Raw genomic sequence first — 24,039 nt, forward strand, 5'->3', positions numbered from 1 at the left:
CCCTCCCAGGAACACTCAATGAATACCGAAGGACTGACTGAAGTTGCCGTAAAAGACGCTCAACCTGTGGTTGAGCAGATTGACGAAACCCCGCCGGAACTCGAACCGGCGCCACCCGCGCCGGTCACCGAACCTGCTGCGGCGGCGCCAGCAATCGCAATTCCCGGCCTGGATGACAGCAGCTTGTATATCCACCGCGAATTGTCGCAACTGCAGTTCAACATCCGCGTGCTGGAGCAGGCGCTGGACGAGTCCTACCCGTTGCTGGAACGGTTGAAGTTTCTGCTGATTTTCTCCAGCAACCTCGACGAATTCTTTGAAATCCGCGTCGCCGGCCTGAAGAAACAGATCACCTTCGCCCGTGAGCAAGCCGGTGCCGATGGCCTGCAGCCGCATCAGGCGCTGGCGCGGATCAGCGAGCTGGTGCACGGTCACGTGGATCGCCAATACGCGATCCTCAACGACATCCTGCTGCCGGAGCTGGAAAAGCATCAGGTACGCTTCATCCGTCGCCGCAACTGGACAACCAAGCTCAAGACCTGGGTGCGCCGCTATTTCCGTGACGAGATTGCGCCGATCATCACCCCGATCGGCCTCGACCCGACGCACCCGTTCCCGTTGCTGGTGAACAAGAGCCTGAACTTCATCGTTGAACTTGAAGGCATTGACGCCTTCGGTCGCGACTCCGGTCTGGCGATCATCCCGGCCCCGCGTCTGCTGCCGCGCATTATTAAAGTGCCGGAAGAAGTCGGCGGCGCCGGCGACAATTATGTGTTCCTGTCGTCGATGATCCACGCCCACGCCGATGACCTGTTCCAGGGCATGAAGGTCAAGGGTTGCTACCAGTTCCGCCTGACGCGAAATGCCGACCTGGCGCTGGATTCCGAAGATGTAGAAGACTTGGCCCGCGCGCTTCGTGGCGAGCTGTTCTCGCGGCGTTACGGTGACGCGGTACGCCTGGAAGTCGCTGACACCTGCCCGAAACTGCTGTCGGATTACCTGCTCAAGCAGTTCAACCTCAGCGAGACCGAGCTGTATCAGGTCAATGGCCCGGTCAACCTGACACGTCTGTTCAGCATCACCGGTCTGGACAGCCATCCGGAGCTGCAATACACGCCGTTCACGCCGCAGATCCCGAAGCTGCTGCAAAACAGCGAAAACATCTTCAGCGTAGTCAGCAAGCAGGACATCTTGCTGCTGCACCCGTTCGAGTCGTTCACGCCGGTGGTCGACCTGCTGCGCCAGGCGGCGAAAGACCCGCATGTATTGGCCGTGCGTCAGACGTTGTACCGCTCTGGCGCCAACTCGGAAATCGTCGATGCGCTGGTAGACGCTGCGCGTAACGGCAAAGAAGTCACCGCCGTCATCGAGTTGCGTGCACGCTTCGACGAAGAGTCCAACCTGCAACTGGCCAGCCGTCTGCAAGCGGCCGGTGCGGTGGTGATCTACGGTGTGGTCGGCTTCAAGACCCACGCGAAGATGATGTTGATCCTGCGTCGCGAGCAGGGTGAGATCGTGCGTTACGCGCACCTCGGCACTGGTAACTACCACGCCGGTAACGCCAAGCTGTACACCGACTACAGCCTGCTGACCTCCGACGACGCCTTGTGTGAAGACGTCGGCAAACTGTTCAGTCAGTTGATCGGCATGGGTAAAACGTTGCGCATGAAGAAGTTGCTGCACGCGCCGTTCACCCTGAAGAAGGGCATGCTCGACATGATCGCCCGCGAAACCCAGTTCGCCCTCGACGGCAAACCGGCGCACATCATCGCCAAGTTCAACTCGCTGACCGATCCGAAAATCATCCGCGCGCTGTACAAGGCCAGCCAGTCCGGCGTGCGCATTGATCTGGTGGTGCGTGGCATGTGCTGCCTGCGTCCTGGCATCGCCGGGGTTTCGCACAACATCCATGTACGCTCGATCATCGGCCGCTTCCTTGAGCACACCCGAGTGTTCTACTTCCTCAACGGTGGCGAGGAGCAGATGTTCCTCTCCAGCGCCGACTGGATGGAGCGCAACCTGGATAAACGCGTCGAGACTTGCTTCCCGGTGGAAGGCAAGAAGTTGCTGACCCGGGTCAAGAAAGAGCTGGAGCTGTACCTTACTGACAACACCCATAGCTGGATTTTGCAGTCGGACGGTCGCTACATCCGCAACACACCGACCGGCAATCAGAACCCGCGCAGTGCGCAGGCGACGTTGCTGGAACGTTTGGGCAGCCCGATTCTGCCGGTGAGCAGCTGACCGTCAGCCCAATAAAAAAGGCGATCCTTGCGGATCGCCTTTTTTGTGCCTGTCGTTCACCCACCTGTGGCGAGGGAGCTTGCTCCCGCTGGACTGCGCAGCAGGCCCATGCTTTTAAAGAAAGGGCCGCTTCGCGCCCCAGCGGGAGCAAGCTCCCTCGCCACAAGGATTAGTGCACGTTGAGGGTTATGCCGACCCGCGTCAGCCAATCCGCCTCAAGCCCGAAATCCGCCTGAGTCAGCTGATTCTCATCCAGCCAGTTCTCCGGGAATTCCACGTCCAGGCTATTACCGTGAGCACGCAGCGTCACCTGCGGCATCGCCTGCGTCCCGCGAATATGGTGGAACAGAATCGCAAAGCGCAGCAGCACGCACAGGCGGATCAGCTTGTCGCCGTCCTCACCGAAGTCAGCAAACTTGTCCTTCGGAATATTGCGTCGATGCCCGCGCACCAGCAGCGCCAACATCTGCTGATCTTCACGCGAGAAGCCAGCCAGATCCGAGTGCTCGATCAGATACGCGCCGTGCTTGTGATATTGGTAGTGCGCAATATCCAGCCCGACTTCGTGGACTTTCGCCGCCCAGCCCAGCAGTTCGCGCCAGATGCCGTCGTCCAGTTCCCAGTCCACCGCTACTTGATCGAACGCGTGCAGCGCTTTGCGTTCAACCCGTGCAGCCTGTTCCAGATCGACGTGGTAGCGCTCCATCAGAGAGCTGAGGGTGCGCTCGCGCACGTCTTCGTGGTGATGACGGCCTAGCAGGTCGTACAGCACGCCTTCACGCAGGGCGCCTTCGCAATGGTCCATCCGTTGCAGCTCGAGAGCGTCGAAAATCGCTTCGAGAATCGCCAGACCGGCCGGAAAGATTGCGCGACGATCAGGCTTGATGCCTTCGAAATCAATCTTGTCGGTTTCGCCGAGTTTGAACAGCTTGCGCTTGAGCCACGCCAGGCCTTCGGCATTCACCTCGCCGGTACCGTGGCCGCCAGCCTTCAGCGCGAGGCCAATGGCGCGAATGGTGCCGGAGGAGCCGATGGCTTCATCCCAGGTCAGGCGATGCAGGGCGTGTTCGATGCTCATGATCTCCAGCCGCGCCGCCGTGTATGCCTGGGCGTAGCGGGCCGGGGTGATCTTGCCGTCCTTGAAGTAGCGCTGTGTGAAGCTGACGCAGCCCATTTGCAGGCTTTCGCGCAGCAGCGGCTCGAAGCGCTGGCCAATGATGAACTCGGTACTGCCGCCGCCAATGTCGGCGACCAGGCGCTTGCCCGGCGTGTCGGCGAGGGTGTGCGAGACGCCGAGGTAGATCAGGCGTGCTTCTTCACGGCCAGAGATGACTTCCACCGGGTGGCCGAGGATTTCTTCGGCGCGGCGGATGAATTCGCCACGGTTGCGCGCTTCACGCAGGGCGTTGGTGCCGACGATGCGTACGGCGCCCAGCGGCATACCGTTGATCAGTTGGGCAAAGCGCTTGAGGCAGTCGAGGCCGCGCTGCATCGATTCTTCGCTGAGCTGACGCGCATCGTCGATGCCGGCGGCCAGTTGCACCTTCTCTCCCAGCCGCTCGAGAATACGGATTTCGCCGTTCTGGGCCTTGGCCACGACCATATGGAAGCTGTTGGAGCCCAGGTCGATTGCGGCGATCAGGGACAGATTCTTGGCTTGGTTCTGGGGCATGGTCAGGGGGTCTCGGTCGATAACCCCGACATCGTGCCACGATCAACGGCTGGCGCCAACGCGCATGGTTCAAACCCTTGATTCAGCACAAGAGTGAGGGTGACCGCTGCGCGGTCAATCGCGGGCAAGTCGAATCGTCGCACCGCCGCTCCCACAGGTTTTCGCGTCGAGCACAAAACCCAGTCCCGCCACAGAACCCTGTGGGAGCCCGCGATGAGGCCAGAACAGCCCCGGAGATCCTTCAGGCTGTCGCCTCGACCGTACCAATGAAATTCGCCAGCTCCGCCGTCTGCGGATTGGCAAACAACACCTTCGGATCCCCGACCTCATGCACCTTGCCATGGTGCATGAACACCAGTTTGTCCCCGACTTCGCGGGCGAAGCGCATTTCATGGGTGACCATGATCAGCGTCATGCCTTCATTCGCCAGTTGCCGCACCACGCTGAGCACTTCGTTGACCAGCTCCGGGTCGAGCGCCGAGGTGATCTCGTCGCACAGCAGCACTTTCGGCGACATCGCCAAGGCTCGGGCAATCGCCACCCGTTGCTGCTGGCCACCGGAGAGCCGATCCGGGAACGCATCAAACTTCTCGCCGAGGCCAACCCGTTCGAGCATCTGCCGCGCCAGTTCGGCAGCCTTGGCTTTCGGCACTTTCTGCACCACTTGCGGCGCGAGCATCACGTTCTCGCCGACAGTCAGGTGCGGGAACAGGTTGAATTGCTGGAACACCATGCCGACTTTCTGCCGCAGGCTGCGCAGGTCAGCGCGGGCGGCATCAAGGTATTCTCCGTCGACTTCGATGACGCCGTCGTTGATCGATTCCAGACCATTCAGTGTGCGCAGCAAGGTTGATTTGCCCGAGCCGCTGCGGCCGATGATCGCCACCACCTGGCCTTCCTCAACGCTCAGGTCGATGCCTTTGAGTACGTGGTGGTCGCCGTAGTATTTATGCAGGGCGGAAATTCTAAGCAGAGGCATGCAGTCTCCTTTCCAGGTAGCGCGCACTGAGGGACAAAGGGAAGCACAGGAGGAAATAGCCGGCGGCGACGAGGCCGTAGACCATGAACGGTTCGAACGTGGCGTTGGCGAGCATGCCGCCGGTCTTGGTCAGTTCGGTGAAGCCGATGATCGAGGTCACCGCCGTGCCCTTGACCACTTGCACCGAGAAACCCACGGTCGGCGCCACGGCAATCCGTAGCGCTTGCGGCAGGATCACGTAGCGCAATTGCTCCAGCGGATTCAGTGCCAGGCTCGACGAGGCTTCCCATTGGCCATGCGGAATCGCTTCGACGCAGCCGCGCCAGATCTCCGCCAGATACGCGCTGGTGAACAACGTCAGCGCAATCGCCGCCGCCATCCATGGTGAGATTTCAATTCCGGCCAATGCCACGCCGAAGAACACCAAAAACAACTGCATCAACAGCGGCGTGCCCTGAAACAGCTCGATCCAGGTGCGCGCGATATTGCGCGACAGGGCATTTTTCGAGATGCGCATGACCATGATCAGCAACCCGACCAGCCCGCCGCCGATAAACGCCACCAGCGACAGCGCCAGCGTCCATTGCAGGCCAGTGAGCAGATTGCGCAGGATGTCCCAGAACGTGAAATCGCTCATTGGCTACTCCTTGCAATGAAGCGCCGGCCGAACCAGTTCAATAACTGACGGATCAGCAACGCCATGCACAGATAGATGAGGGTGGTGAGCGCGTAGGTTTCAAATGCACGGAAGTTGCGCGACTGGATGAAATTGGCAGCGAAGCTCAGCTCTTCGGTGGCGATCTGCGAACACACCGCCGAACCGAGCATGACGATGATGATCTGGCTGCTCAGCGCCGGCCAGACCTTGCCCAGCGCCGGCAGCAAGATCACATGGCGGAACGCCTCAAACCGCGTCATCGCCAACGCCGCTGCGGCTTCCAGTTGCCCGCGCGGGATCGCTTGAATGCCGGCGCGGATGATCTCGGTCGAATACGCGCCGAGGTTGATCACCATCGCCAACACGGCGGCCTGCCACTCGGAAATCTGCACGCCGAGCGACGGCAGGCCGAAGAAGATGAAGAACAACTGCACCAGAAACGGCGTGTTGCGGATCAACTCGACGTATACGCCAAAGATCGCCGCGAACGGGCGGATGTTCCACGCCCGCACCAGCGCCCCGACGATGCCCAGGCTCACCCCGAACACCGCACCAATGGCGGTCAATTCGAGGGTGAACAATGCACCGCGCAGCAGCAGGTCGGTGTTTTGCACCACCGGCAGGAAGTCGAACTGATAAGCCATAAAGAGTCTCCAGCGCGCCCGATCAGAGATCGGCCGGCAGCGGCTCTTTCAGCCAGGTTTGCGCGTTTTTCTCCAGCGCGCCGTCAGCTTTGGCGGTGCTCAAGATATCGTTGACCTTGCCCAGCAGCGCCGGCTCGTTCTTGTTCACACCGACGTAGACCGGCGAATCCTTGAGCTTCACTTTCAGCGCTGGCACGCGTTTCGGGTTCTTCTCGCTGATCGCGACCATCACCACGTTGCCGCTGGCGATCAGATCGACCTGGCCGGCGAGGTAGGCGGCGATGGTCGAATTATTGTCTTCGAAGCGCTTGATGGTCGCGCCTTCGGGAGCGACTTTGCTCAGTTCGATGTCTTCGATGGCGCCACGGGTGACGCTGATGGTTTTGCCCTTGAGATCGTCAAGGGTGCTGATCGCGGCATCTGGCGGTCCGAATACGGCGAGGTAGAACGGTGCATAGGCGCGGGAGAAGTCGATGACTTTCTCGCGCTCCGGGTTCTTGCCGAGGCTGGAAATCACCAGATCGACTTTGCCGGTGGTGAGGAACGGGATGCGGTTGGTGCTGTTGACCGGGGTCAGTTCGAGTTTGACCTTCAACTGGTCGGCCAGCAGTTTCGCCGTATCGATATCGAGGCCGCGCGGTTTCATGTCCGGGCCGACCGAGCCGAACGGCGGGAAGTCCTGCGGCACGGCGACTTTCAGTGTGCCGCGTTTGGCCACATCCTCCAGACCATCGGCGTGGGCGGGGATCTGGCTGAGCATCAGGCCGGCAAACAGGGCAGCGAGCAGGGCGCTGGAACGCGTGGACATGGCAAAACTCCGGATCGGCGGGAAGTGATTTCTGCGATCAGACAGAGCATGTGGCGTGCCAATAAGACGGAAAGGCCACAACAGGCCCTGGTTTTACCGGGTTTGGTCGAGGTTGCCGGTCGGAGTCGCTGCGCTAAATTGAGGCAGAGTTGTATTCGCGGTGCCATTTTGCGCACCGGGATCAGCCGCATCGTCCCCGTCAGTGTGTGACTTGAGCTATACCCAAACTGATAGGGCACCATAGCAAGACTCAATCATCTGCAGCTTCCTGAACAAGGGAAGGGCGGCTATGATGGGCCACGTTTTTTTGCTTACAACCTGGAGAATTCCATGAGCAGCGATCTGATCAAACACGTTAGCGACGCCAGCTTCGAAGCCGACGTACTCAAGGCCGAAGGCGCTGTACTGGTCGACTACTGGGCTGAATGGTGCGGCCCTTGCAAAATGATCGCTCCGGTTCTGGACGAGATTGCCGAGACTTACAAAGGCAAGCTGACCGTCGCCAAACTGAACATCGACGAAAACCAGGAAACCCCGGCCAAGCACGGCGTGCGTGGTATCCCGACCCTGATGCTGTTCAAGAACGGCAACGTCGAAGCGACCAAGGTTGGCGCGCTGTCGAAGTCGCAACTGGCGGCTTTCCTCGACGCCAACATCTAAGCGTCGCTGTAAATTGCCATTAAAAAAGCCCCGCAAATTGCGGGGCTTTTTGCGTATTCAGGGCTAGACGCTCCGAAATTCAGGTGGTACATTCGGCCCCGCACTGGTTTCTCCATTGCCCCCTGCTAGCCGTCGCCGACGCACTCCTTTTCGAATAAGTACGCGATCCTGTCGCCTTCTCCGCGGCGCGGCCTCATTAAGCCAAAAGCTTAATTTCCCCCCCTCCATAAATGATTACGTCATTCCTATATGAATCTGACTGAACTCAAGCAAAAGCCGATTACCGACCTGCTCCAACTGGCCGAAGAAATGGGCATAGAAAATATGGCCCGTTCGCGCAAGCAGGACGTGATTTTCTCCCTGCTCAAAAAGCACGCTAAAAGCGGTGAGGAAATCTCCGGTGATGGCGTGCTGGAGATTCTCCAGGACGGCTTCGGCTTCCTGCGCTCCGCAGACGCTTCCTACCTGGCCGGCCCGGACGATATCTACGTCTCGCCAAGCCAGATCCGCCGCTTCAACTTGCGCACCGGTGACACCATCGTTGGCAAGATCCGCCCTCCGAAGGAAGGCGAGCGGTATTTCGCACTGCTCAAGGTCGACACGATCAACTTCGATCGTCCCGAGAACGCGAAAAACAAGATTCTCTTCGAGAACCTGACCCCGCTGTTCCCGACTGTGCGCATGAAGATGGAAGCCGGTAACGGTTCCACCGAAGACTTGACCGGTCGAGTGATCGACCTGTGCGCCCCGATCGGCAAAGGCCAGCGTGGTCTGATCGTTGCACCGCCGAAAGCCGGCAAGACGATCATGCTGCAGAACATCGCGGCGAACATCGCCCGTAACAACCCTGAAGTTCATCTGATCGTGCTGTTGATCGACGAGCGTCCGGAAGAAGTGACCGAAATGCAGCGCACCGTGCGCGGCGAAGTGGTTGCCTCGACCTTCGACGAGCCGCCGACCCGTCACGTGCAAGTGGCTGAAATGGTGATCGAGAAGGCCAAGCGCCTGGTCGAGCACAAGAAAGACGTGGTGATCCTGCTCGACTCCATCACCCGTCTGGCCCGTGCTTACAACACCGTGATCCCGAGCTCCGGCAAGGTCCTCACCGGTGGTGTCGATGCCCACGCCCTGGAGAAACCGAAACGTTTCTTCGGCGCCGCGCGGAACATCGAAGAAGGCGGCTCGCTGACCATTATCGCCACCGCGCTGGTTGAAACCGGCTCGAAAATGGACGAAGTGATCTACGAAGAATTCAAAGGCACCGGCAACATGGAACTGCCTCTGGATCGCAAGATCGCCGAGAAGCGTGTGTTCCCTGCCATCAACATCAACCGTTCCGGCACCCGCCGCGAAGAGTTGCTGACCGCTGATGACGAACTGCAACGCATGTGGATTCTGCGCAAGTTGCTGCACCCGATGGACGAAGTTGCCGCCATCGAGTTCTTGATCGACAAGCTGAAAACGACCAAGACCAACGACGAGTTCTTCTTGTCGATGAAGCGCAAGTAACACGCAGTCTGTTCAAAGGAAAGGCGCCCCGATCGGGGCGCCTTTTTTTTGCGTGCAATTATTTGTATCTGGATTGATAAGAGCCGTGCTGTAAACTTGCGCCCACTTAATGGGGCGCCTTCTCCACTCTCTATTGACCGACTGCCATTCACACCGGCATTCAGTGTCGCGGGTGATTGCCCCTTTTCAATGGATTTGTACCCGAGCGGACAAAGTTTCCCATGCATACGTTTGGCAATCGCCGTGATATCGACGGCTTGCGCGCCCTGGCAGTCATTCCGGTCGTACTGTTTCACTTCGGCTTCAGCGCGTTCAGCGGTGGCTTTGTCGGCGTTGACGTGTTTTTCGTCATCTCCGGTTTTCTGATCACGAGCATCCTGTTTCGCGAAATCAACGCACAGCGCTTCAGTTTCATCGATTTCTGGGCACGCCGGGCGCGGCGCATCCTGCCGGCGCTGACCGTGGTACTGGTCGTGACCCTGATGCTCGGCTGGCTGTTGCTGACCGCCAAGGATTTCTCCGAGCTCGGGCGCACGGTTCGCTATCAGTCGCTGTTCATCTCGAACATTCTGTTCATGCGCGAGGACGGCTACTTCCAGCCGGCCTCGGACTTGAAGCCGCTGCTGCACACCTGGTCGCTGGCGGTGGAGGAGCAGTACTACATTTTCTTCCCGCTGCTGATGGTGGTGCTCATGCGCTACATCCGGCATTGGCGCTGGATGTTGTTTGCCGTGCTGCTGGTGTCGTTCGGGCTGAACATTGGCTACATCGAGCGCAAGCCGGACTTCGCGTTCTTCTCGTTGCCGACGCGTGCCTGGGAATTGCTTTGCGGGGCGATGCTCGCAGTGACGCCTGCGCCGAAACAGGCGCTGCGGCCGTGGCTGCCGCAATTCGTCGGTCTGGCAGGCCTCGCGGCGGTGTTGACGGCGGTGTTCACTTTTGACAAAGGCACGGTGTTCCCGGGCTGGGCGGCGTTGCTGCCGGTGCTCGGTACTACCGCGCTGATCTGGTCAGGTGCGCAAGGGCCGACCTTGACCGCACGCTTGCTGAGCATGCGTGCGCTAGTGTGGGTCGGCTTGCTGTCGTACTCGCTGTATCTGTGGCACTGGCCGATCTACGTATACGCCAATGCGATTTCGATCGACGGCATCCAGCCGCTGGAGGCGCTCGGCTGGATCGCGCTGGCGCTGGGCCTGGCTTGGCTGAGCCTGCGTTACGTCGAATTGCCGTTCCGTGAAAAGCGCCTGCTCGCGGGGCGCCGCGCAGTCTTGACTGGCGGTCTGGCGGCGGTTGTCGTGCTCGCCGTAACCGGTTCGGCCATCCGCTCGGCAGACGGTGTGCCCGGGCGTCTGACCGGCAAAGCGCTGGAATACGCGCAGTCGCGGGAATGGAAGGCCGGGCAGATGAAATGCATGCTGGTCACCTCCGACAAGTCGCTGGACAAGGCGTGTCTGGTCGGTGGCAAGCAGGATTTGCCTGCCACGCAGGCTTTTTGGGGTGATAGCCATGCGGCCGCGTTGTTGCCGGCCATCGAGAACAATGCCCAGCGCGAAGGGCGCTCGGTGTGGCTGTTCAGCATGAGCGCCTGTCCGCCGATCCTCAGCGATGATCCGCGTCAGCGTTGCAAGGATTTCAACGAGCAGACCATGGAGCGCGTGCGCAGCCTGGGGATCAAGGATGTGGTGCTGGCGTCCAACTGGAGCCTGTACGTGTACGGCCGCGAAGACGGCGACAAGAAGGTCTTGCTCAACTCCCATGACAACACCGCCCAGGCCGAACAGCGTATGGCTGCAGCCCTCAAGGCGCGGGTCGCGGCGTTGCGCGAGGCAGGAGCACAAGTCTGGCTGTTCAAAGAGGTGCCGTTGCAGCGCAAGGGCATCATCAGTCGCCTGACCAGCCTGGCGCGGGTCGGACGTTCGGCCGAAGGTTTGGGCCGTCCACTCGAGGAGCATCTGGCGCGCCAGCACTTCCTCGCGACCTTGTTTGACTCCATGAGCGCCGCCGACCCTGGTGTGCACGTGATCGATCCGACGCCGCTGATGTGCCCGGCCGGCATCTGCAGTATCGAGGTCAATGGTCATTCGCAGTACAAGGATGAGGATCATCTCTCGGATGTCGGCAGCGCCAGACTTACCCCATTGTTTGCCCCCGTGCTGCTGGGTGTAAGCCGCAATTGATCGATGGCGGGCACTGACGGGCTGCCAGCGGCCGGCATAGCAGGTAGGATGTACGCCTATTTTGAGGGTGCCATCGTCAATGAAATTCAAGGATCTTCGGGATTTCGTGCAGCAGCTTGAGCAGCGCGGAGAGTTGAAACGTATTCAGGTTCCCGTCTCGCCGGTGCTGGAAATGACCGAGGTGTGCGACCGCACACTGCGGGCCAAGGGCCCGGCGCTGCTGTTCGAGAAACCGACAGGTTACGACATCCCGGTGCTCGGCAACCTGTTCGGCACCCCGGAGCGGGTGGCCATGGGCATGGGCGCCGAGTCGGTCAGCGAACTGCGCGAAATCGGCAAGCTGCTGGCGTTCCTCAAGGAACCCGAGCCGCCGAAGGGCTTGAAAGACGCGTGGTCGAAGCTGCCGATCTTCCGCAAGATCATCGCGATGGCACCGAAAGTGGTCAAAGACGCGGTGTGCCAGGAAGTGGTCATCGAAGGCGATGACGTCGACCTCGCCATGCTGCCGGTGCAGACCTGCTGGCCCGGCGACGTCGGCCCGCTGATCACTTGGGGCCTGACGGTCACCAAAGGCCCGAACAAGGACCGGCAGAACCTCGGTATTTACCGCCAGCAAGTGATTGGCCGCAACAAAGTCATCATGCGCTGGCTCAGCCATCGTGGTGGCGCGCTGGACTATCGCGAGTGGTGCGAGAAGCATCCGGGCCAGCCGTTTCCAGTGTCCGTGGCGTTGGGCGCTGACCCGGCGACCATCCTCGGCGCCGTAACGCCGGTGCCGGACAGTCTGTCCGAATACGCTTTCGCCGGTCTGCTGCGCGGTAACCGCACCGAGCTGGTGAAGTGCCGTGGCAACGACCTGCAAGTGCCGGCTACTGCTGAAATCATCCTCGAAGGCGTGATTCATCCGGGCGAAATGGCCGATGAAGGCCCGTACGGCGACCACACCGGTTACTACAACGAAGTCGACAGCTTCCCGGTGTTCACCGTCGAGCGCATCACTCACCGGATCAAACCGATCTACCACAGCACCTACACCGGCCGTCCGCCGGATGAGCCAGCGATTCTCGGCGTGGCGCTGAACGAAGTGTTCGTGCCGATCCTGCAAAAGCAGTTCCCGGAAATCACCGACTTCTACCTGCCGCCGGAAGGCTGCTCGTATCGCATGGCCATCGTGACCATGAAAAAGTCGTATCCGGGCCACGCCAAGCGCGTGATGCTGGGTGTCTGGTCGTTTTTGCGACAGTTTATGTACACCAAGTTCGTTATCGTCACCGACGACGACATCAACGCGCGCGACTGGAATGACGTGATCTGGGCGATTACCACGCGCATGGATCCCAAGCGCGACACGGTGATGATCGACAACACGCCGATCGACTACCTCGATTTCGCTTCGCCGATCTCGGGGCTCGGCTCGAAAATGGGCCTGGATGCCACCCACAAGTGGCCGGGCGAAACCACTCGCGAGTGGGGCCGCGTCATCGTCAAGGACGACGCCGTGACCCAGCGGATCGATGCCATCTGGAATCAGTTAGGAATAGATTGATGCGTGTAACCCTGCAGCCCTCCGGAGCGGTGCTTGAGATACGGCCCGGCGAGCGGATTCTCGATGGTGCGCGGCGCTTGGGCTACGACTGCCCGCAAAGCTGCCGCAACGGCAATTGCCACGTCTGCGCGGCGCTGCTGGTGGAAGGCCGGGTCGAACAGGCCGGAACGGTGCGCGACCACGGCGAGTTCTACACTTGCATAGCCGAGCCGCTGGAAGACTGCGTCGTGCTGTGGGATGGCGTGCTCGCGCTGGGAGAATTGCCGGTGCGCAGCCTGTCGTGTCAGGTCATCGAATGCCTGGATGTGGGTGGCGACACCTGGCGCGTGCGTCTGCGCGCGCCAGCCGGCAAACCGCCGCGTTATCACGCGGGTCAGTACCTGATGATCGAGCGCGAGAATGGCGAGAAATCGGCGTTCTCGATGGCCTCGGCACCGCACGGCGGGCGCGATCTGGAAATCCACGTGCTGGCGCGCGAATCCAGTGCGTTGAGCCTGATCGAGCAACTGCAACGCAACCCGTTGGTGCGCATCGAGATGCCGTTCGGTGACACCCACCTCGCCGAATTGCCCGACGGACCGCTGGTGTTGGTCGCCGCCGGTACCGGCATGGGCCAGATTCACAGCCTGATCGAACACTGCCGCGCCGCCGGATTCAAACACCCGGTGCATCTGTATTGGGGCGTGCGCCGTCCTGAAGATTTCTACCAAATTGAACATTGGGATGAATGGCTGAAGTTGCCCAACCTGTTTCTGCACAAAGTCGTCAGCGATCAGTGTGGCTGGGAAGGGCGCTGCGGCATGCTGCACGAGGCGGTTTGTGAGGACTTCCCCGATCTGAAGCCGCTGCACGTCTACGCCAGCGGTTCACCGGCGATGGTCTACGGCACGCTGGATGCGTTGGTCGAAGCCGGGATGGATGCGCATCAAATGCGCGCGGATGTGTTCGCCTACGCGCCACGCTCTTGAGCCGCGTTCTGAGGCGTGAGCTAAATCCTTATAACTCTCTATATAGCTGATTGGTATTTATCTAATTGGGTAAATACCGCTAGGTTATATATCAATCAGGCAGTCAATTAAGAAATGTGCCATGGCACTCAAATTGCCTTAAAACATATGTGCCTTATTGTTACAGCGGTGCGTTCTATTAAGTAATTCTTCACCCGCGGGGAGCTAACGCTATTCGCCATGAGCGCCATTGAAAACGCTTTTCTGAACCTGGCTTACCCTCCGCGGCTCGATCTTGGGCCGCAGCTGACGCACGAACAACTTCTCGCCTCGATGCAATCGACCATGGCGCGCCACAAGGGCGGGCCGGTGTGGCTGTTCGCCTACGGTTCGCTGATCTGGCGGCCGGAATGCAATTCGGCACAGCGCATGCGCGGTCGGGTGCATGGCTACCATCGTGGCTTGTACCTGTGGTCGCACGAACATCGCGGCACGCCGGAAATGCCCGGGCTGGTATTCGGTCTGGATCGCGGTGGTTCGTGCAGCGGCTTCGCTTATCGCTTGCCGGAAGATGATCTCGACAGTGCGCTGTATGCGCTATGGAAACGCGAGATGCCGTTCCCGTCCTATCGCCCACACTGGCTCAACTGCCGCCTCGAAGATGGCAGCCAGGTGCAGGCTTTGGGATTTGTATTGGAGCGACACCTGCCGAGCTATGCCGGCAACTTGCCGGATCATGTGCTGCGACAGGTGTTCGAAAGCGCTTGCGGGCGTTACGGCACGACTCGCGATTATGTCGAGCAGACCGCGCACGCCCTGCGCAGCCACGCCATGCCAGACAAAAATCTGGAGGCGCGGCTCATGCGCTGCAAGTCAAAAGCCGATCAGGCGATCGCTTCTTCGCGGGTCTGACTGGCGGCCTGTTTGTGCCATAAGGTCGGTGCGAGGCAAACCATTGCCAGGATGCACGCGCCGATCAACAGCACGAAACCGCCGTCCCAGCCGAAATGGTCCACGGTGTAGCCCATCGCTGCACTGGCCGCGACCGAACCCCCCAGATAACCAAACAGACCGGTGAAGCCCGCCGCAGTACCGGCGGCCTTCTTCGGTGCCAGTTCCAGCGCTTGCAGGCCGATCAGCATCACCGGGCCATAGATCAGGAAGCCGATCGAGAACAGCGCGATCATGTCCACGGTCGGGTTGCCGGCCGGGTTCAGCCAGTAAACCAGTGTGGCTACGGTCACCAATGCCATGAACACCATGCCGGTCAGGCCACGGTTGCCACGGAAGATCTTGTCTGACATCCAGCCGCAGAGCAGCGTGCCGGGGATCCCCGCCCACTCGTAGAAGAAATAGGCCCACGAGGTTTTATCCACGGTGAAACCCTTGGCTTCCTTGAGGTAGGTCGGCGCCCAGTCGAGCACGCCGTAGCGCAGCAGGTAGACGAAGACGTTGGCCATGGCGATGTACCAGAGCATTTTGTTGCGCAGCACGTACTTGACGAAGATTTCCTTGGCGCTGAATTCGTCTTCGTGGCTGGCGTCGTAGCCTTCCGGGTAATCATTCTTGTACTGCTCGATCGGCGGCAAGCCAACCGATTGCGGGGTGTCGCGCATGGTCATGAAGGCGAATATCGCCACGGCCAAAGCCACGGCTGCCGGGACGTAGAACGCCGCGTGCCAGTCGTTGAACAGGCCCATGCCGAGCAGGAACAGCGGGCCGATCAGTCCGCCGCCGACGTTATGCGCCACGTTCCACACTGAAACCACGCCGCCACGTTCCTTCTGCGACCACCAGTGCACCATCGTGCGACCGCTCGGCGGCCAGCCCATGCCCTGCGCCCAACCGTTGATGAACAACAGGATGAACATCATGGTCACGCTGGACGTCGCCCATGGCGCGAAACCGAAAATGAACATCACGCCGGCCGATACCAGCAGACCAAATGGCAGGAAAAAACGCGGGTTGGAACGGTCGGACACCAGGCCCATGAGGAACTTGGACAAACCGTAGGCAATGGCGATGGCCGACATCGCCAGACCCAGATCGCCACGGCTGTAGCCTTCGTCGATCAGGTACGGCATGGCCAGCGAGAAGTTTTTGCGCAGCAGGTAGTAACCCGCATAGCCAATGAAAATACCGGCGAAGATCTGCCAGCGCAGGCGTCGGTAGGTGCTATCGATTTTTTCTTCAGGCAATGGAGCCTGATGTGCGGCAGGACGAAAGAAAGCAAACATTCAAGAGCTCCAGATTTCTTGTTTTGACTGCGGATGCGAATGTTACAGTTTCGTTACCGAAAATAGCACCGGTTCGCATCGCCGAAACAGCGGAAATGTGGCAGTTCGCGTGTTCCTTTATGAACATGTCGCTCAGATGTAAGTATGGGGCGGTGTGAGGAATGTTGCTTCGGCACCGTCCTGCAGGTTTTCGGGGTGTTGTAGGGCAGGTTTGCAGGACGTGTATTGCGAGGAATGCAGAAGGGGTAACGGCTAGTCTGTTGGCTGGTTTATATCTGGCTTGCTAACTCGCCAATTCTTCTTTGAACGTACTTGATCTTGCTCCAGCGTTTTTTGCGCCTTTGATAGTTGTGGAAATTTTTCACCGAGCGTTCGGCTTGCGATGCTTCAACATGCGCGGCGTAGAGCTCCTGATATTTGTATTTCATCCCGCGAACATTCTCGCTGGCCTCTACTGGCTGACTCAGAATCAGTCGGTTGAACAGGATGTCGAACCGATCCGAAGCTTCAGATGCGATTTCGCGCTTTTTCTGCTCTTCAGCTTTTTTCTCCACTTCGGTCATCGTTGGCGCTAATGGCTGGCCGGATTGCGAGTTTCGATCACTCATACAATGACTCCTTGTGTATGTAAGGGGCCAAACTACAGCGATCTGCTGAAGCGACTGCGGTATATAGCTACCACTTTTCAATTGCGGTTGATCGAGTGTGAAAGTTGTAAAAAACGACTGAAAAGGCCGGATGTATCCTGTGAGTCCACCCGGCCCTGATCATCAAAATCTCTCAGCGCACTTGCACCACAACCTTGCCCACAGCCTTGCGCTGCCCAAGATCATTGATCGCCTGCGCCGCTTCACTCAGCGGATAAACCTGCGACACCAGCGGTTTCAACTTGCCCTCGGCGAACCAGCCGAACAACTGCTGGAAGTTTGCCGCGTTGTCCTGCGGCTGGCGCTGGGCGAAGGAGCCCCAGAACACGCCGATTACCGCCGCGCCTTTGAGCAGGGCGAGGTTGACTGGCAGTTCGGGAATGCGTCCGCTGGCAAAGCCGACCACCAGCAGGCGGCCGTTCCACGCGATGGCACGGATGGCCTGGTCGAACAGGTCGCCACCCACCGGGTCGTAGATCACGTCGGCGCCCTGGCCATCGGTCAGGCGTTTGATTTCGTCCTTGAGGCTGGATTCGCTGTAGTTGATCAGTTCATCGGCGCCGGCAGCCTTGGCCACGGCGAGCTTTTCCGCGCTGCTGGCGGCAGCGATCACGCGGGCACCGAGGGCCTTGCCGATTTCCACGGCGGCCAGACCGACACCTCCGGAGGCACCGAGCACCAGCAGGGTTTCACCCGGTTGCAGGTTGCCGCGCTGTTTCAGCGCATGCATCGAAGTGCCGTAAGTCATGCTGAATGCAGCGGCGGTGTTGAAATCCATTGATGGCGGTATCGGCAGCACGTTATAGCCCGGCACTGCGACCTGTTCGGCGAAGCTGCCCCAGCCGGTCAGCGCCATGACCCGGTCGCCGACTTTCAAGTGGCTGACTTTTTCACCCACCGCGCTGACCACGCCCGCCGCTTCACCGCCCGGCGAAAACGGGAAGGGCGGCTTGAATTGATATTTGCCCTCGATGATCAGCGTGTCCGGGAAGTTGACCCCGGCGGCGTGCACGTCCAGCAGGATTTCGTTCTTCTTGGCGACAGGACTGGCGACGTCTTCCAGCACCAGCGATTCGGCAGGGCCGAAGGCTTTGCACAGCACGGCTTTCATCAGGGCTATTCCTTTGGGAGTGATGGCCGATAAGTGTAGGTGTGGCAGTCAACGGGTCAACGAGCATGCCCGACCCTGATAGTCCGCCATAAGCTTGTGCTTGCGCGGCGGGTCGTTATGCTAGGCCGCAAACCGGATAAGGAGCGAATTGTGAAAGCGTGGATCATGTTGTTGCTGGCCCTGTCTCTGCCTGTGGCAGCGCTGGCCGAAGAAGCCAAAGAAGGCGAAGCGCCGAAGGTCAGTTACATCAGCCTGAGCCCGCCATTTGTGGGCAACTACGGGCTGGACGGCACGCCGAAGCTCAAAGTGTTCAAGGCCGATGTGGCTTTGCGCGTAACCGGTGAAGAGTCGACCAAACTGGTCAAGGCCAACGAACCGCTGATCCGCAATCAGCTGGTGGCGTTGTTCACCCAGCAGACGACCGAGGCGATGGGTAGCATCGAAGGCAAAGAGAAGCTGCGCCAGGAAGCGTTGAAGCAGACGCAGCAAGTGATGAATGACGAAACCGGGAAACCGGTGGTTGAGGATCTGTTGTTCAACAACCTGATCATTCAGTAAGACATTGGTTGTCCGGGCGGGCCGCATCGCTGGCAAGTCGAATCGTCGCACCGCAGCTCCCACAGGTTTTTCGGTTGGTCACAAATTATGTGTTCACTGAAGATCTCTGTGGGAGCTGGCTTGCCAGCGATTGCATTTTGGCAGGCGACAAATTGATCAGGGTTTGAGCGCAATCACCGCTGCCCATTGCTCCGCCGTCACCGGCATCACCGACAACCGCGAACCCTTCTGCACCAGCGGCATCTCCGCCAACGCCGTCTGCTGCTTCAGATAATCCAGCTTCAACACCCGAGCAAACGTCTCGACATGCGCGACATCAATCGCGCTCCAGGCGTTTTTTTCAGGTGTAGCCTTCGGATCGAAGTAATGGCTCTCCGGCTCCAGCGCCGTCGGGTCTGGATAAGCCGCTTGGGTTATTTTGCCGACTCCGGCAATCCCCGGCTCCGGGCAACTCGAATGGTAGAAAAAGAACTCATCTCCCACGGCCATCGCGCGCAGGAAATTGCGTGCCTGATAGTTGCGAACCCCATCCCAGCGCGCTGTGCCGAGCTTCTCCAGGCTCTTGATCGAGAGCTCGTCGGGCTCGGATTTCATCAGCCAGTAGGCCATGGTTTTTGCTCCTCACGGGTTCAGTGGGCAAGTTGTCGGGCAATTTTATGACAAACCGACGGTCGGTTGACGCCAGCGTTTGCGCAGCGGTTCGCGTTGCCGCAAAATGCCGGCCTTTAAAGCTTGACGCTGCTGCACGGCTACGAATGGAAACCGCTGCTGTCATCGTGATGATGTGCCTTGAGGGGGGCAATCGATGAAACGCAAACCGGATTTGCTGTGGATCCTGGTAATTTTGTTCGGTCTGGGCGTCGTGACCACCGGTTATGCGCAGAGCCTGTGGGCCAACAAGACCGATGCTCCAATTGAAATAGCGCAACAAGTACAACAGTCGACAGCCTTCAAGCGCTGACACTGCCTTTGCGACGCCGTTGATTGATGCGGCGTCTACCCCGCGAAATACCATGCCTTGTCGGTGACCGTGCCCTGTAACGGGACATCCCAGCTCGCCTGCGCCAAACGCTCGACTTTCTGACATTCGTGGGCCAGACCCAGCAGCGTCGGCTTGCGCCAATTATTGCGTCGGCTCAGATACGCCAGGCTGCGGTCGTAAAATCCGCCGCCCATTCCCAGGCGCCCGCCAACATCGTCAAAACCCACCAACGGCAACAACACCAGATCCAGCGTCCAGACTTTGCGCTGTCGAGCCAGATTGGCCCGGGGTTCAAGAATGCGGAAGCGATTGGGTTTGAGCTTCTCGCCGGGACGCACGCGCTGAAAAACCATTTTGGTTCGCGGCCAGGCGCTGAGCACGGGCAGATAAGTCGCCTTGCCGCGGCGCTGGGCAGCGCGCAGCAGCAGACGCGGATCGATCTCGCCATCAGTGGGCAGGTACAGAGAAATGTGTTTGGCGCGGCGGAACTGCGGATGTTGTGCAAGCTGCTTGTACAGGCCTTCGGCAGCCTGGCGTTGCTGGCTCGGCGTCAGGGCGCGGCGGGCCTTGCGCAGCAAACGGCGCAATTGGGGGCGGGGCAGCAAAGCAGGTTCGGTCATGGTTCGGCTTCGGCAGGGTGGGGTCGAAAACGCACGCATAAAAAATCCGATGGCGGATTAACCGACATCGGATTCGAATCAGGCTCCCCGGATGAACCGCTGTCAACTTAGCCCTTGAACCCGAAAGTTCAAGGTGGAGGAAGCAGTAGACTTTAAGGCTTTCCGTCTGGCGGACATGCACACCAGCCCAACGTGCAACCTCCAGGGTATAGCAAATCGGCTCAGGGACATCGTCAACTGGCAAGCACCCCAGGGAGTGCGGCGAGTATACCCCAAGCGGCTCGGCGAATCAGCCCTTGGTCGCGGTCGGATCGTCGGCGAGCACCAGATCGACACGATCAAGCAAGTCGCGCACCTGTTCACGGGTCGAACCGCTGGCCTGCACATCCGGACGCTCTTCTTTGTGCAAGAGGTCGTGGGTGATGTTCAGCGCGGCCATCACGGCGATGCGGTCGGCGCCGATGACTTTGCCGCTGCTGCGGATTTCGCGCATCTTGCCGTCCAGGTAACGCGCGGCGCTCACCAGATTGCTGCGCTCTTCCTGCGGGCAGATGATCGAATATTCTTTGTCGAGGATCTGCACGGTTACGCTATTGCTTGAACTCATGAGTCTTGCTCCAGGGCCTTGAGGCGCGAAATCATCGACTCGACCTTACGCCGGGCGATTTCGTTTTTTTCAATCAGGTGCGCGCGTTCCTCGCGCCAGGTCTTTTCCTGAGCAAGTAAGAGTCCGTTTTGGCTCTTTAGTTGCTCGACTCGGCCAATCAGCAATTCGAGTCTGGCCATCAGCGCTTGCAGGTCGGTGTCTTCCATTGGGTTCACTGTCTGATGGGTGGTAGCTGGCGGACAGCCTTTAATAGTCTTGGCGAGTCTGTCGATGTAGGATACAAGGCCTTCATTCTAGACATAGCGCCGTCTGGCGCCTAGCTGCCCATGCCCATTCAGAATTCCCCGTACCAAGCCTTCGCCACCCTGCTGACCTCCAGCGGTCACAACGTCTCGCCTGCCGAACTGCACGGCCTGTTGCTCGGTCGCAGTTGCGCCGGCGCCGGCTTCACTGCAGAAGAGTGGCTGATCGATGCTGCCGAGCTGCTTGAAAGCGAGCCACAGGACAACGTCCGCGCCGCCCTGATCGGCCTGCAAGAAATGGTCAAAGGCGAACTGACCGGCGACGACGTGACCGTCGTGCTGCTGTTGCCGACCGATGACGCACCACTGGCCGAGCGCGCTATTGCGCTGGGCGAATGGTGCCAGGGCTTCCTCAGCGGTTTTGGCCTGAACTGCCGCGACAGCAGCATGTTGAGCACCGAAGCCACCGAAGTGCTGCAGGATCTGGCGGCCATCTCCCAGGTGCAAGACGCACTGGAAGAATCCGAAGACGGCGAAAGCGATTACATGGAAGTCATGGAATACCTGCGCGTAGCGCCGCTGTTGCTGTTCTCCGAAACCAGGAAAGCCGATGTGCCGCCAGCCGCCAAGCCGTCGCTGCACTGATCGCCTGACAGGGAAAGCCATCTGCCCATGATCCATATCCCCAGAGCGGAATACAGCCGGCGCCGCAAGGCGCTGATGGCGCAGATGGTCCCCAACAGCATCGCGATCCTGCCCGCCGCCGCAGTTGCCATCCGCAACCGCGACGTCGAGCACGTCTACCGTCAGGACAGCGACTTCCAGTACCTCAGCGGTTTCCCCGAGCCACAAGCGGTCATCGTGTTGATGCCCGGCCGTGAGCATGGCGAATACGTGCTGTTCTGCCGTGAACGCAACGCCGAACGCGAACTCTGGGATGGCTTGCGTGCAGGGCAGGAAGGCGCGATCCACGAATACGGCGCTGACGACGCATTCCCCATTACCGACATAGACGACATCCTGCCGGGCCTGATTGAAGGCCGCGATCGGGTGTATTCGGCGATGGGCAGCAACCCGGAATTCGACCGCCATCTGATGGACTGGATCAACGTGATCCGCTCCAAAGCGCACCTCGGCGCGCAGCCACCCAACGAATTCGTTGCGCTGGATCATCTGCTGCACGACATGCGCCTGTATAAATCGGCGGCAGAAGTGAAGGTGATGCGCGAAGCCGCACGCATCTCTGCCCAGGCGCACATCCGCGCGATGCAGGCCAGTCGCGCCGGGCTTTACGAGTACAGCCTCGAAGCCGAACTTGACTACGAATTCCGCAAGGGCGGGGCGAAAATGCCTGCTTATGGTTCGATCGTCGCCGCCGGGCGCAACAGCTGCATCCTGCATTACCAGCAGAACGACGCGTTGCTCAAGGACGGCGATCTGGTGCTGATCGACGCCGGTTGCGAGATCGACTGCTACGCCAGCGACATCACCCGCACCTGGCCGGTCAATGGCAAGTTTTCGCCCGAGCAGAAAGCGATTTACGAGTTGGTGCTGGCTTCGCAAGAAGCCGCGTTCGCTGAAATCGCTCCGAACAAGCACTGGAATCAGGCCCACGAAGCCACGGTTCGGGTGATCACTACAGGTTTGGTCAAGCTCGGTTTGCTGGTGGGCGAAGTCGACGAGTTGATTGCGTCCGAAGCCTACAAAGCGTTTTACATGCACCGCGCCGGCCACTGGCTGGGCATGGATGTACACGACGTTGGCGAGTACAAGGTCGGCGGCGAATGGCGCGTGCTGGAGGTTGGTATGGCGCTGACCGTGGAGCCGGGCATCTACATCGCCCCGGACAATCAGAACGTAGCGAAGAAATGGCGCGGCATTGGCGTGCGCATCGAGGACGACGTGGTAGTGACCAAGACCGGTTGTGAAATTTTGACCAACGGCGTGCCGAAAACCGTCGCCGAGATCGAAGCCCTGATGGCGCAAGCCCGGAGCCATGCGGCATGAGTCGGGTCAATCTGGCAATCATCGGTGGTGGTCTGGTCGGTGCCAGTCTGGCGTTGGCCTTGCAGGCCGGCGCAAAGGCACGCGGCTGGAAGATCGTGCTGATCGAACCATTCGCCCCCGGCGACAGTTGGCAGCCGAGCTACGACGCGCGTTCGTCGGCGCTGTCGTTTGGCTCGCGGCAGATTTATCAACGACTGGGCGTGTGGCAGGAAATCTCCCGCCGCGCCGAGCCGATCAAGCAGATCCATGTGTCGGACCGTGGCCGCTTCTCCACCGCGCGCTTGTCGGCGATGGAAGAAGGCGTGCCGGCGCTGGGCTATGTGGTGGAAAACGCCTGGCTCGGCCACTGCCTCTGGCAGCATGTCGACAAGGACGTGATCAGTTGGCGCTGCCCCGCGGAAGTCACGCGCATGGAACCCCTGGCCGACGGTTATCGCCTGACTCTGAATGATGAGACCACCCTCGAATGTGATCTGGCGGTGCTCGCCGATGGCGGCCGGTCCGGTCTGCGCGAGCAATTGGGTATCAACGTGCGTCAGCGGCCTTACAACCAGAGCGCGCTGATCGCCAACATCACCCCGAGTGAATCGCACAACGGCGTGGCTTTCGAGCGTTTCACGGATGACGGCCCGATGGCCTTGCTGCCGCTACCGGACAACCGCTGCGCGCTGGTCTGGACCCGTCTGGGCATGGACGCGCAACGCCTGGCGGATTTGAGTGATCGCGACTTCCTCAGCGAATTGCAGGGCGTATTCGGTTACCGCCTCGGCACGCTGAAACAGGTTGGCGCGCGGCACCTGTATCCGTTGTCGCTGGTCGAGGCCGAGGAGCAGGTGCGTTCGCATCTCGCAGTGCTGGGCAACGCCGCACACAGTCTGCATCCGATTGCCGGGCAGGGTTTCAACCTGTCGCTGCGCGATGCCAATGCACTCGCCGAAGCCTTGCTGACCAGCGATAAACCGCTGGGCGACTTCGCCACGTTGCAAGCCTATCGCGAGCGTCAGCGTCTCGATCAGGACCTGACCGTGGGCTTCTCCGATCAGGTCACGCGGCTTTTCGGCAGCACTCAGCCGCTGGTGTCGCTGGGCCGCAACCTCGGTCTGCTCGGTCTCGATCTGCTGCCGCCGGCCAAACGCTGGTTCGCCCGTCAGGCCATGGGGCTGGGGACGCGGCCGGATGCTTGA

24 protein-coding genes and 1 other RNA gene are annotated in these 24,039 nt (G+C 60.0%); 12 read left to right on the top strand and 13 right to left on the bottom strand.

Features of this window, described 5'->3' with window-relative positions; genetic code table 11:
- Positions 1–18 precede the first annotated feature (18 nt).
- Positions 19–2,244 carry a polyphosphate kinase 1 gene (gene ppk1 / locus ACP7EE_RS04670; protein ID WP_426233753.1) on the top strand — a complete coding sequence of 742 codons (2,226 nt, stop codon included), beginning with the start codon at positions 19–21 and terminating at the stop codon, positions 2,242–2,244.
- A 169-nt stretch (positions 2,245–2,413) separates the two neighbouring features.
- Here the strand turns inward: ppk1 and ppx are convergent, their stop codons facing one another.
- The 5 genes from ppx to ACP7EE_RS04695 all read right to left on the bottom strand — a co-directional run bounded on the left by ppx (position 2,414) and on the right by ACP7EE_RS04695 (position 7,005).
- Positions 2,414–3,916 carry an exopolyphosphatase gene (gene ppx, locus ACP7EE_RS04675; RefSeq protein ID WP_426233754.1) on the bottom strand — a complete coding sequence of 501 codons (1,503 nt, stop codon included), beginning with the start codon at positions 3,914–3,916 and terminating at the stop codon, positions 2,414–2,416.
- Positions 3,917–4,157: 241 nt separating this feature from the next.
- A complete protein-coding gene (locus ACP7EE_RS04680; RefSeq protein ID WP_426233755.1) occupies positions 4,158–4,895 on the bottom strand; it encodes an amino acid ABC transporter ATP-binding protein in 738 nt (245 codons plus the stop codon).
- Entirely contained in the window at positions 4,882–5,532 is a 651-nt protein-coding gene (locus ACP7EE_RS04685) for an amino acid ABC transporter permease (protein ID WP_420647465.1), read from the bottom strand. Before ACP7EE_RS04685 ends, ACP7EE_RS04680 begins: the two co-directional genes overlap by 14 nt.
- Positions 5,529–6,197, bottom strand: coding sequence for an amino acid ABC transporter permease (locus ACP7EE_RS04690; RefSeq protein ID WP_426233756.1), 669 nt, complete (start codon positions 6,195–6,197; stop codon positions 5,529–5,531). Before ACP7EE_RS04690 ends, ACP7EE_RS04685 begins: the two co-directional genes overlap by 4 nt.
- 22 nt (positions 6,198–6,219) lie before the next feature.
- Positions 6,220–7,005, bottom strand: coding sequence for a transporter substrate-binding domain-containing protein (locus tag ACP7EE_RS04695; protein ID WP_426233757.1), 786 nt, complete (start codon positions 7,003–7,005; stop codon positions 6,220–6,222).
- Between the two features lie 330 nt (positions 7,006–7,335).
- On the opposite strand from ACP7EE_RS04695, the gene trxA reads away from it, so the two are divergent.
- From trxA to ACP7EE_RS04725, 6 genes are all read left to right on the top strand, one after another.
- Entirely contained in the window at positions 7,336–7,665 is a 330-nt protein-coding gene (gene trxA, locus ACP7EE_RS04700) for a thioredoxin TrxA (protein ID WP_003206727.1), read from the top strand.
- A gap of 249 nt (positions 7,666–7,914) precedes the next feature.
- The gene (gene rho / locus ACP7EE_RS04705) at positions 7,915–9,174 is read left to right on the top strand and encodes a transcription termination factor Rho (protein ID WP_150604770.1); all 1,260 of its coding nucleotides are present in this window, start codon (positions 7,915–7,917) and stop codon (positions 9,172–9,174) included.
- 221 nt (positions 9,175–9,395) lie between these two features.
- A complete protein-coding gene (locus ACP7EE_RS04710; protein WP_426233758.1) occupies positions 9,396–11,351 on the top strand; it encodes an acyltransferase family protein in 1,956 nt (651 codons plus the stop codon).
- A 79-nt stretch (positions 11,352–11,430) separates the two neighbouring features.
- A complete protein-coding gene (gene ubiD, locus ACP7EE_RS04715; RefSeq protein WP_420647461.1) occupies positions 11,431–12,897 on the top strand; it encodes a 4-hydroxy-3-polyprenylbenzoate decarboxylase in 1,467 nt (488 codons plus the stop codon).
- Positions 12,897–13,865: a CDP-6-deoxy-delta-3,4-glucoseen reductase gene (locus tag ACP7EE_RS04720; protein ID WP_426205331.1), complete on the top strand. Its 969-nt coding sequence runs from the start codon at positions 12,897–12,899 to the stop codon at positions 13,863–13,865. Before ubiD ends, ACP7EE_RS04720 begins: the two co-directional genes overlap by 1 nt.
- Positions 13,866–14,084: 219 nt before the next feature.
- Entirely contained in the window at positions 14,085–14,756 is a 672-nt protein-coding gene (locus tag ACP7EE_RS04725) for a gamma-glutamylcyclotransferase (protein WP_426205330.1), read from the top strand.
- Here ACP7EE_RS04725 and glpT read toward each other — a convergent pair.
- The 3 genes from glpT to ACP7EE_RS04740 all read right to left on the bottom strand — a co-directional run bounded on the left by glpT (position 14,729) and on the right by ACP7EE_RS04740 (position 17,839).
- Positions 14,729–16,081 (bottom strand): glycerol-3-phosphate transporter, encoded by a 1,353-nt coding sequence (gene glpT, locus ACP7EE_RS04730; protein WP_420647458.1) that lies wholly within the window; start codon positions 16,079–16,081, stop codon positions 14,729–14,731. The genes ACP7EE_RS04725 and glpT overlap by 28 nt on opposite strands.
- Before the next feature lie 269 nt (positions 16,082–16,350).
- A complete protein-coding gene (locus ACP7EE_RS04735) occupies positions 16,351–16,689 on the bottom strand; it encodes a hypothetical protein (protein WP_426233759.1) in 339 nt (112 codons plus the stop codon).
- Between the two features lie 172 nt (positions 16,690–16,861).
- A complete protein-coding gene (locus ACP7EE_RS04740; RefSeq protein ID WP_426205328.1) occupies positions 16,862–17,839 on the bottom strand; it encodes an NADPH:quinone oxidoreductase family protein in 978 nt (325 codons plus the stop codon).
- 150 nt (positions 17,840–17,989) lie between these two features.
- Here ACP7EE_RS04740 and ACP7EE_RS04745 point away from each other — a divergent pair, with 150 nt between their 5' ends.
- Positions 17,990–18,397: a flagellar basal body-associated protein FliL gene (locus tag ACP7EE_RS04745; RefSeq protein ID WP_426205327.1), complete on the top strand. Its 408-nt coding sequence runs from the start codon at positions 17,990–17,992 to the stop codon at positions 18,395–18,397.
- 156 nt (positions 18,398–18,553) lie between these two features.
- Here the strand turns inward: ACP7EE_RS04745 and ACP7EE_RS04750 are convergent, their stop codons facing one another.
- A complete protein-coding gene (locus tag ACP7EE_RS04750; RefSeq protein ID WP_426233760.1) occupies positions 18,554–19,006 on the bottom strand; it encodes an EVE domain-containing protein in 453 nt (150 codons plus the stop codon).
- A 196-nt stretch (positions 19,007–19,202) separates the two neighbouring features.
- Between ACP7EE_RS04750 and ACP7EE_RS04755 the strand changes: the two genes are divergently transcribed.
- The gene (locus ACP7EE_RS04755; RefSeq protein ID WP_420647453.1) at positions 19,203–19,358 is read left to right on the top strand and encodes a hypothetical protein; all 156 of its coding nucleotides are present in this window, start codon (positions 19,203–19,205) and stop codon (positions 19,356–19,358) included.
- 35 nt (positions 19,359–19,393) lie between these two features.
- On the opposite strand, the gene ACP7EE_RS04760 is transcribed toward ACP7EE_RS04755, so the two are convergent.
- From ACP7EE_RS04760 to ACP7EE_RS04775, 4 genes are all read right to left on the bottom strand, one after another.
- Entirely contained in the window at positions 19,394–19,999 is a 606-nt protein-coding gene (locus tag ACP7EE_RS04760) for a 5-formyltetrahydrofolate cyclo-ligase (RefSeq protein WP_426205325.1), read from the bottom strand.
- Positions 20,000–20,079: 80 nt separating this feature from the next.
- Positions 20,080–20,258, bottom strand: a non-coding RNA gene (gene ssrS / locus ACP7EE_RS04765) — 6S RNA.
- A 30-nt stretch (positions 20,259–20,288) separates the two neighbouring features.
- Positions 20,289–20,606 carry a cell division protein ZapA gene (locus tag ACP7EE_RS04770; RefSeq protein ID WP_426205324.1) on the bottom strand — a complete coding sequence of 106 codons (318 nt, stop codon included), beginning with the start codon at positions 20,604–20,606 and terminating at the stop codon, positions 20,289–20,291.
- On the bottom strand, positions 20,603–20,812 hold the full coding sequence (locus ACP7EE_RS04775) for a TIGR02449 family protein (RefSeq protein WP_157712350.1): 210 nt from the start codon (positions 20,810–20,812) through the stop codon (positions 20,603–20,605). Before ACP7EE_RS04775 ends, ACP7EE_RS04770 begins: the two co-directional genes overlap by 4 nt.
- A gap of 120 nt (positions 20,813–20,932) precedes the next feature.
- Here ACP7EE_RS04775 and ACP7EE_RS04780 point away from each other — a divergent pair, with 120 nt between their 5' ends.
- Genes ACP7EE_RS04780 through ubiH form a run of 3 tightly spaced genes read left to right on the top strand, consistent with a single transcriptional unit; the run spans position 20,933 to position 24,039 of the window.
- Positions 20,933–21,493 (top strand): YecA family protein, encoded by a 561-nt coding sequence (locus ACP7EE_RS04780; RefSeq protein ID WP_420647450.1) that lies wholly within the window; start codon positions 20,933–20,935, stop codon positions 21,491–21,493.
- Positions 21,494–21,520: 27 nt separating this feature from the next.
- Entirely contained in the window at positions 21,521–22,855 is a 1,335-nt protein-coding gene (pepP, locus tag ACP7EE_RS04785; RefSeq protein ID WP_426233761.1) for a Xaa-Pro aminopeptidase, read from the top strand.
- Positions 22,852–24,039, top strand: coding sequence for a 2-octaprenyl-6-methoxyphenyl hydroxylase (gene ubiH / locus ACP7EE_RS04790; RefSeq protein WP_426233762.1), 1,188 nt, complete (start codon positions 22,852–22,854; stop codon positions 24,037–24,039). Before pepP ends, ubiH begins: the two co-directional genes overlap by 4 nt.

It is taken from the genome of Pseudomonas sp. TWP3-2, assembly GCF_049897765.1.
Taxonomy (GTDB): Bacteria; Pseudomonadota; Gammaproteobacteria; order Pseudomonadales; family Pseudomonadaceae; genus Aquipseudomonas.

What these genes read in the sequence shown, in the direction of transcription:
- ubiH (WP_426233762.1), top strand. Translation starts at nt 22,852, where the DNA reads ATGAGTCGGGTCAATCTGGCAATCATCGGTGGTGGTCTGGTCGGTGCC.
- ACP7EE_RS04760 (WP_426205325.1), bottom strand. Translation starts at nt 19,999, where the DNA reads ATGACCGAACCTGCTTTGCTGCCCCGCCCCCAATTGCGCCGTTTGCTG.
- rho (WP_150604770.1), top strand. Translation starts at nt 7,915, where the DNA reads ATGAATCTGACTGAACTCAAGCAAAAGCCGATTACCGACCTGCTCCAA.
- ACP7EE_RS04775 (WP_157712350.1), bottom strand. Translation starts at nt 20,812, where the DNA reads ATGGAAGACACCGACCTGCAAGCGCTGATGGCCAGACTCGAATTGCTG.
- ACP7EE_RS04690 (WP_426233756.1), bottom strand. Translation starts at nt 6,197, where the DNA reads ATGGCTTATCAGTTCGACTTCCTGCCGGTGGTGCAAAACACCGACCTG.
- ACP7EE_RS04780 (WP_420647450.1), top strand. Translation starts at nt 20,933, where the DNA reads ATGCCCATTCAGAATTCCCCGTACCAAGCCTTCGCCACCCTGCTGACC.
- ACP7EE_RS04750 (WP_426233760.1), bottom strand. Translation starts at nt 19,006, where the DNA reads ATGGCCTACTGGCTGATGAAATCCGAGCCCGACGAGCTCTCGATCAAG.
- ACP7EE_RS04725 (WP_426205330.1), top strand. Translation starts at nt 14,085, where the DNA reads ATGAGCGCCATTGAAAACGCTTTTCTGAACCTGGCTTACCCTCCGCGG.
- ppx (WP_426233754.1), bottom strand. Translation starts at nt 3,916, where the DNA reads ATGCCCCAGAACCAAGCCAAGAATCTGTCCCTGATCGCCGCAATCGAC.
- ACP7EE_RS04685 (WP_420647465.1), bottom strand. Translation starts at nt 5,532, where the DNA reads ATGAGCGATTTCACGTTCTGGGACATCCTGCGCAATCTGCTCACTGGC.
- ACP7EE_RS04720 (WP_426205331.1), top strand. Translation starts at nt 12,897, where the DNA reads ATGCGTGTAACCCTGCAGCCCTCCGGAGCGGTGCTTGAGATACGGCCC.
- ACP7EE_RS04735 (WP_426233759.1), bottom strand. Translation starts at nt 16,689, where the DNA reads ATGAGTGATCGAAACTCGCAATCCGGCCAGCCATTAGCGCCAACGATG.
- ACP7EE_RS04710 (WP_426233758.1), top strand. Translation starts at nt 9,396, where the DNA reads ATGCATACGTTTGGCAATCGCCGTGATATCGACGGCTTGCGCGCCCTG.
- ACP7EE_RS04770 (WP_426205324.1), bottom strand. Translation starts at nt 20,606, where the DNA reads ATGAGTTCAAGCAATAGCGTAACCGTGCAGATCCTCGACAAAGAATAT.
- ppk1 (WP_426233753.1), top strand. Translation starts at nt 19, where the DNA reads ATGAATACCGAAGGACTGACTGAAGTTGCCGTAAAAGACGCTCAACCT.
- ubiD (WP_420647461.1), top strand. Translation starts at nt 11,431, where the DNA reads ATGAAATTCAAGGATCTTCGGGATTTCGTGCAGCAGCTTGAGCAGCGC.
- ACP7EE_RS04740 (WP_426205328.1), bottom strand. Translation starts at nt 17,839, where the DNA reads ATGAAAGCCGTGCTGTGCAAAGCCTTCGGCCCTGCCGAATCGCTGGTG.
- ACP7EE_RS04680 (WP_426233755.1), bottom strand. Translation starts at nt 4,895, where the DNA reads ATGCCTCTGCTTAGAATTTCCGCCCTGCATAAATACTACGGCGACCAC.
- trxA (WP_003206727.1), top strand. Translation starts at nt 7,336, where the DNA reads ATGAGCAGCGATCTGATCAAACACGTTAGCGACGCCAGCTTCGAAGCC.
- ACP7EE_RS04695 (WP_426233757.1), bottom strand. Translation starts at nt 7,005, where the DNA reads ATGTCCACGCGTTCCAGCGCCCTGCTCGCTGCCCTGTTTGCCGGCCTG.
- ACP7EE_RS04755 (WP_420647453.1), top strand. Translation starts at nt 19,203, where the DNA reads ATGAAACGCAAACCGGATTTGCTGTGGATCCTGGTAATTTTGTTCGGT.
- glpT (WP_420647458.1), bottom strand. Translation starts at nt 16,081, where the DNA reads ATGTTTGCTTTCTTTCGTCCTGCCGCACATCAGGCTCCATTGCCTGAA.
- pepP (WP_426233761.1), top strand. Translation starts at nt 21,521, where the DNA reads ATGATCCATATCCCCAGAGCGGAATACAGCCGGCGCCGCAAGGCGCTG.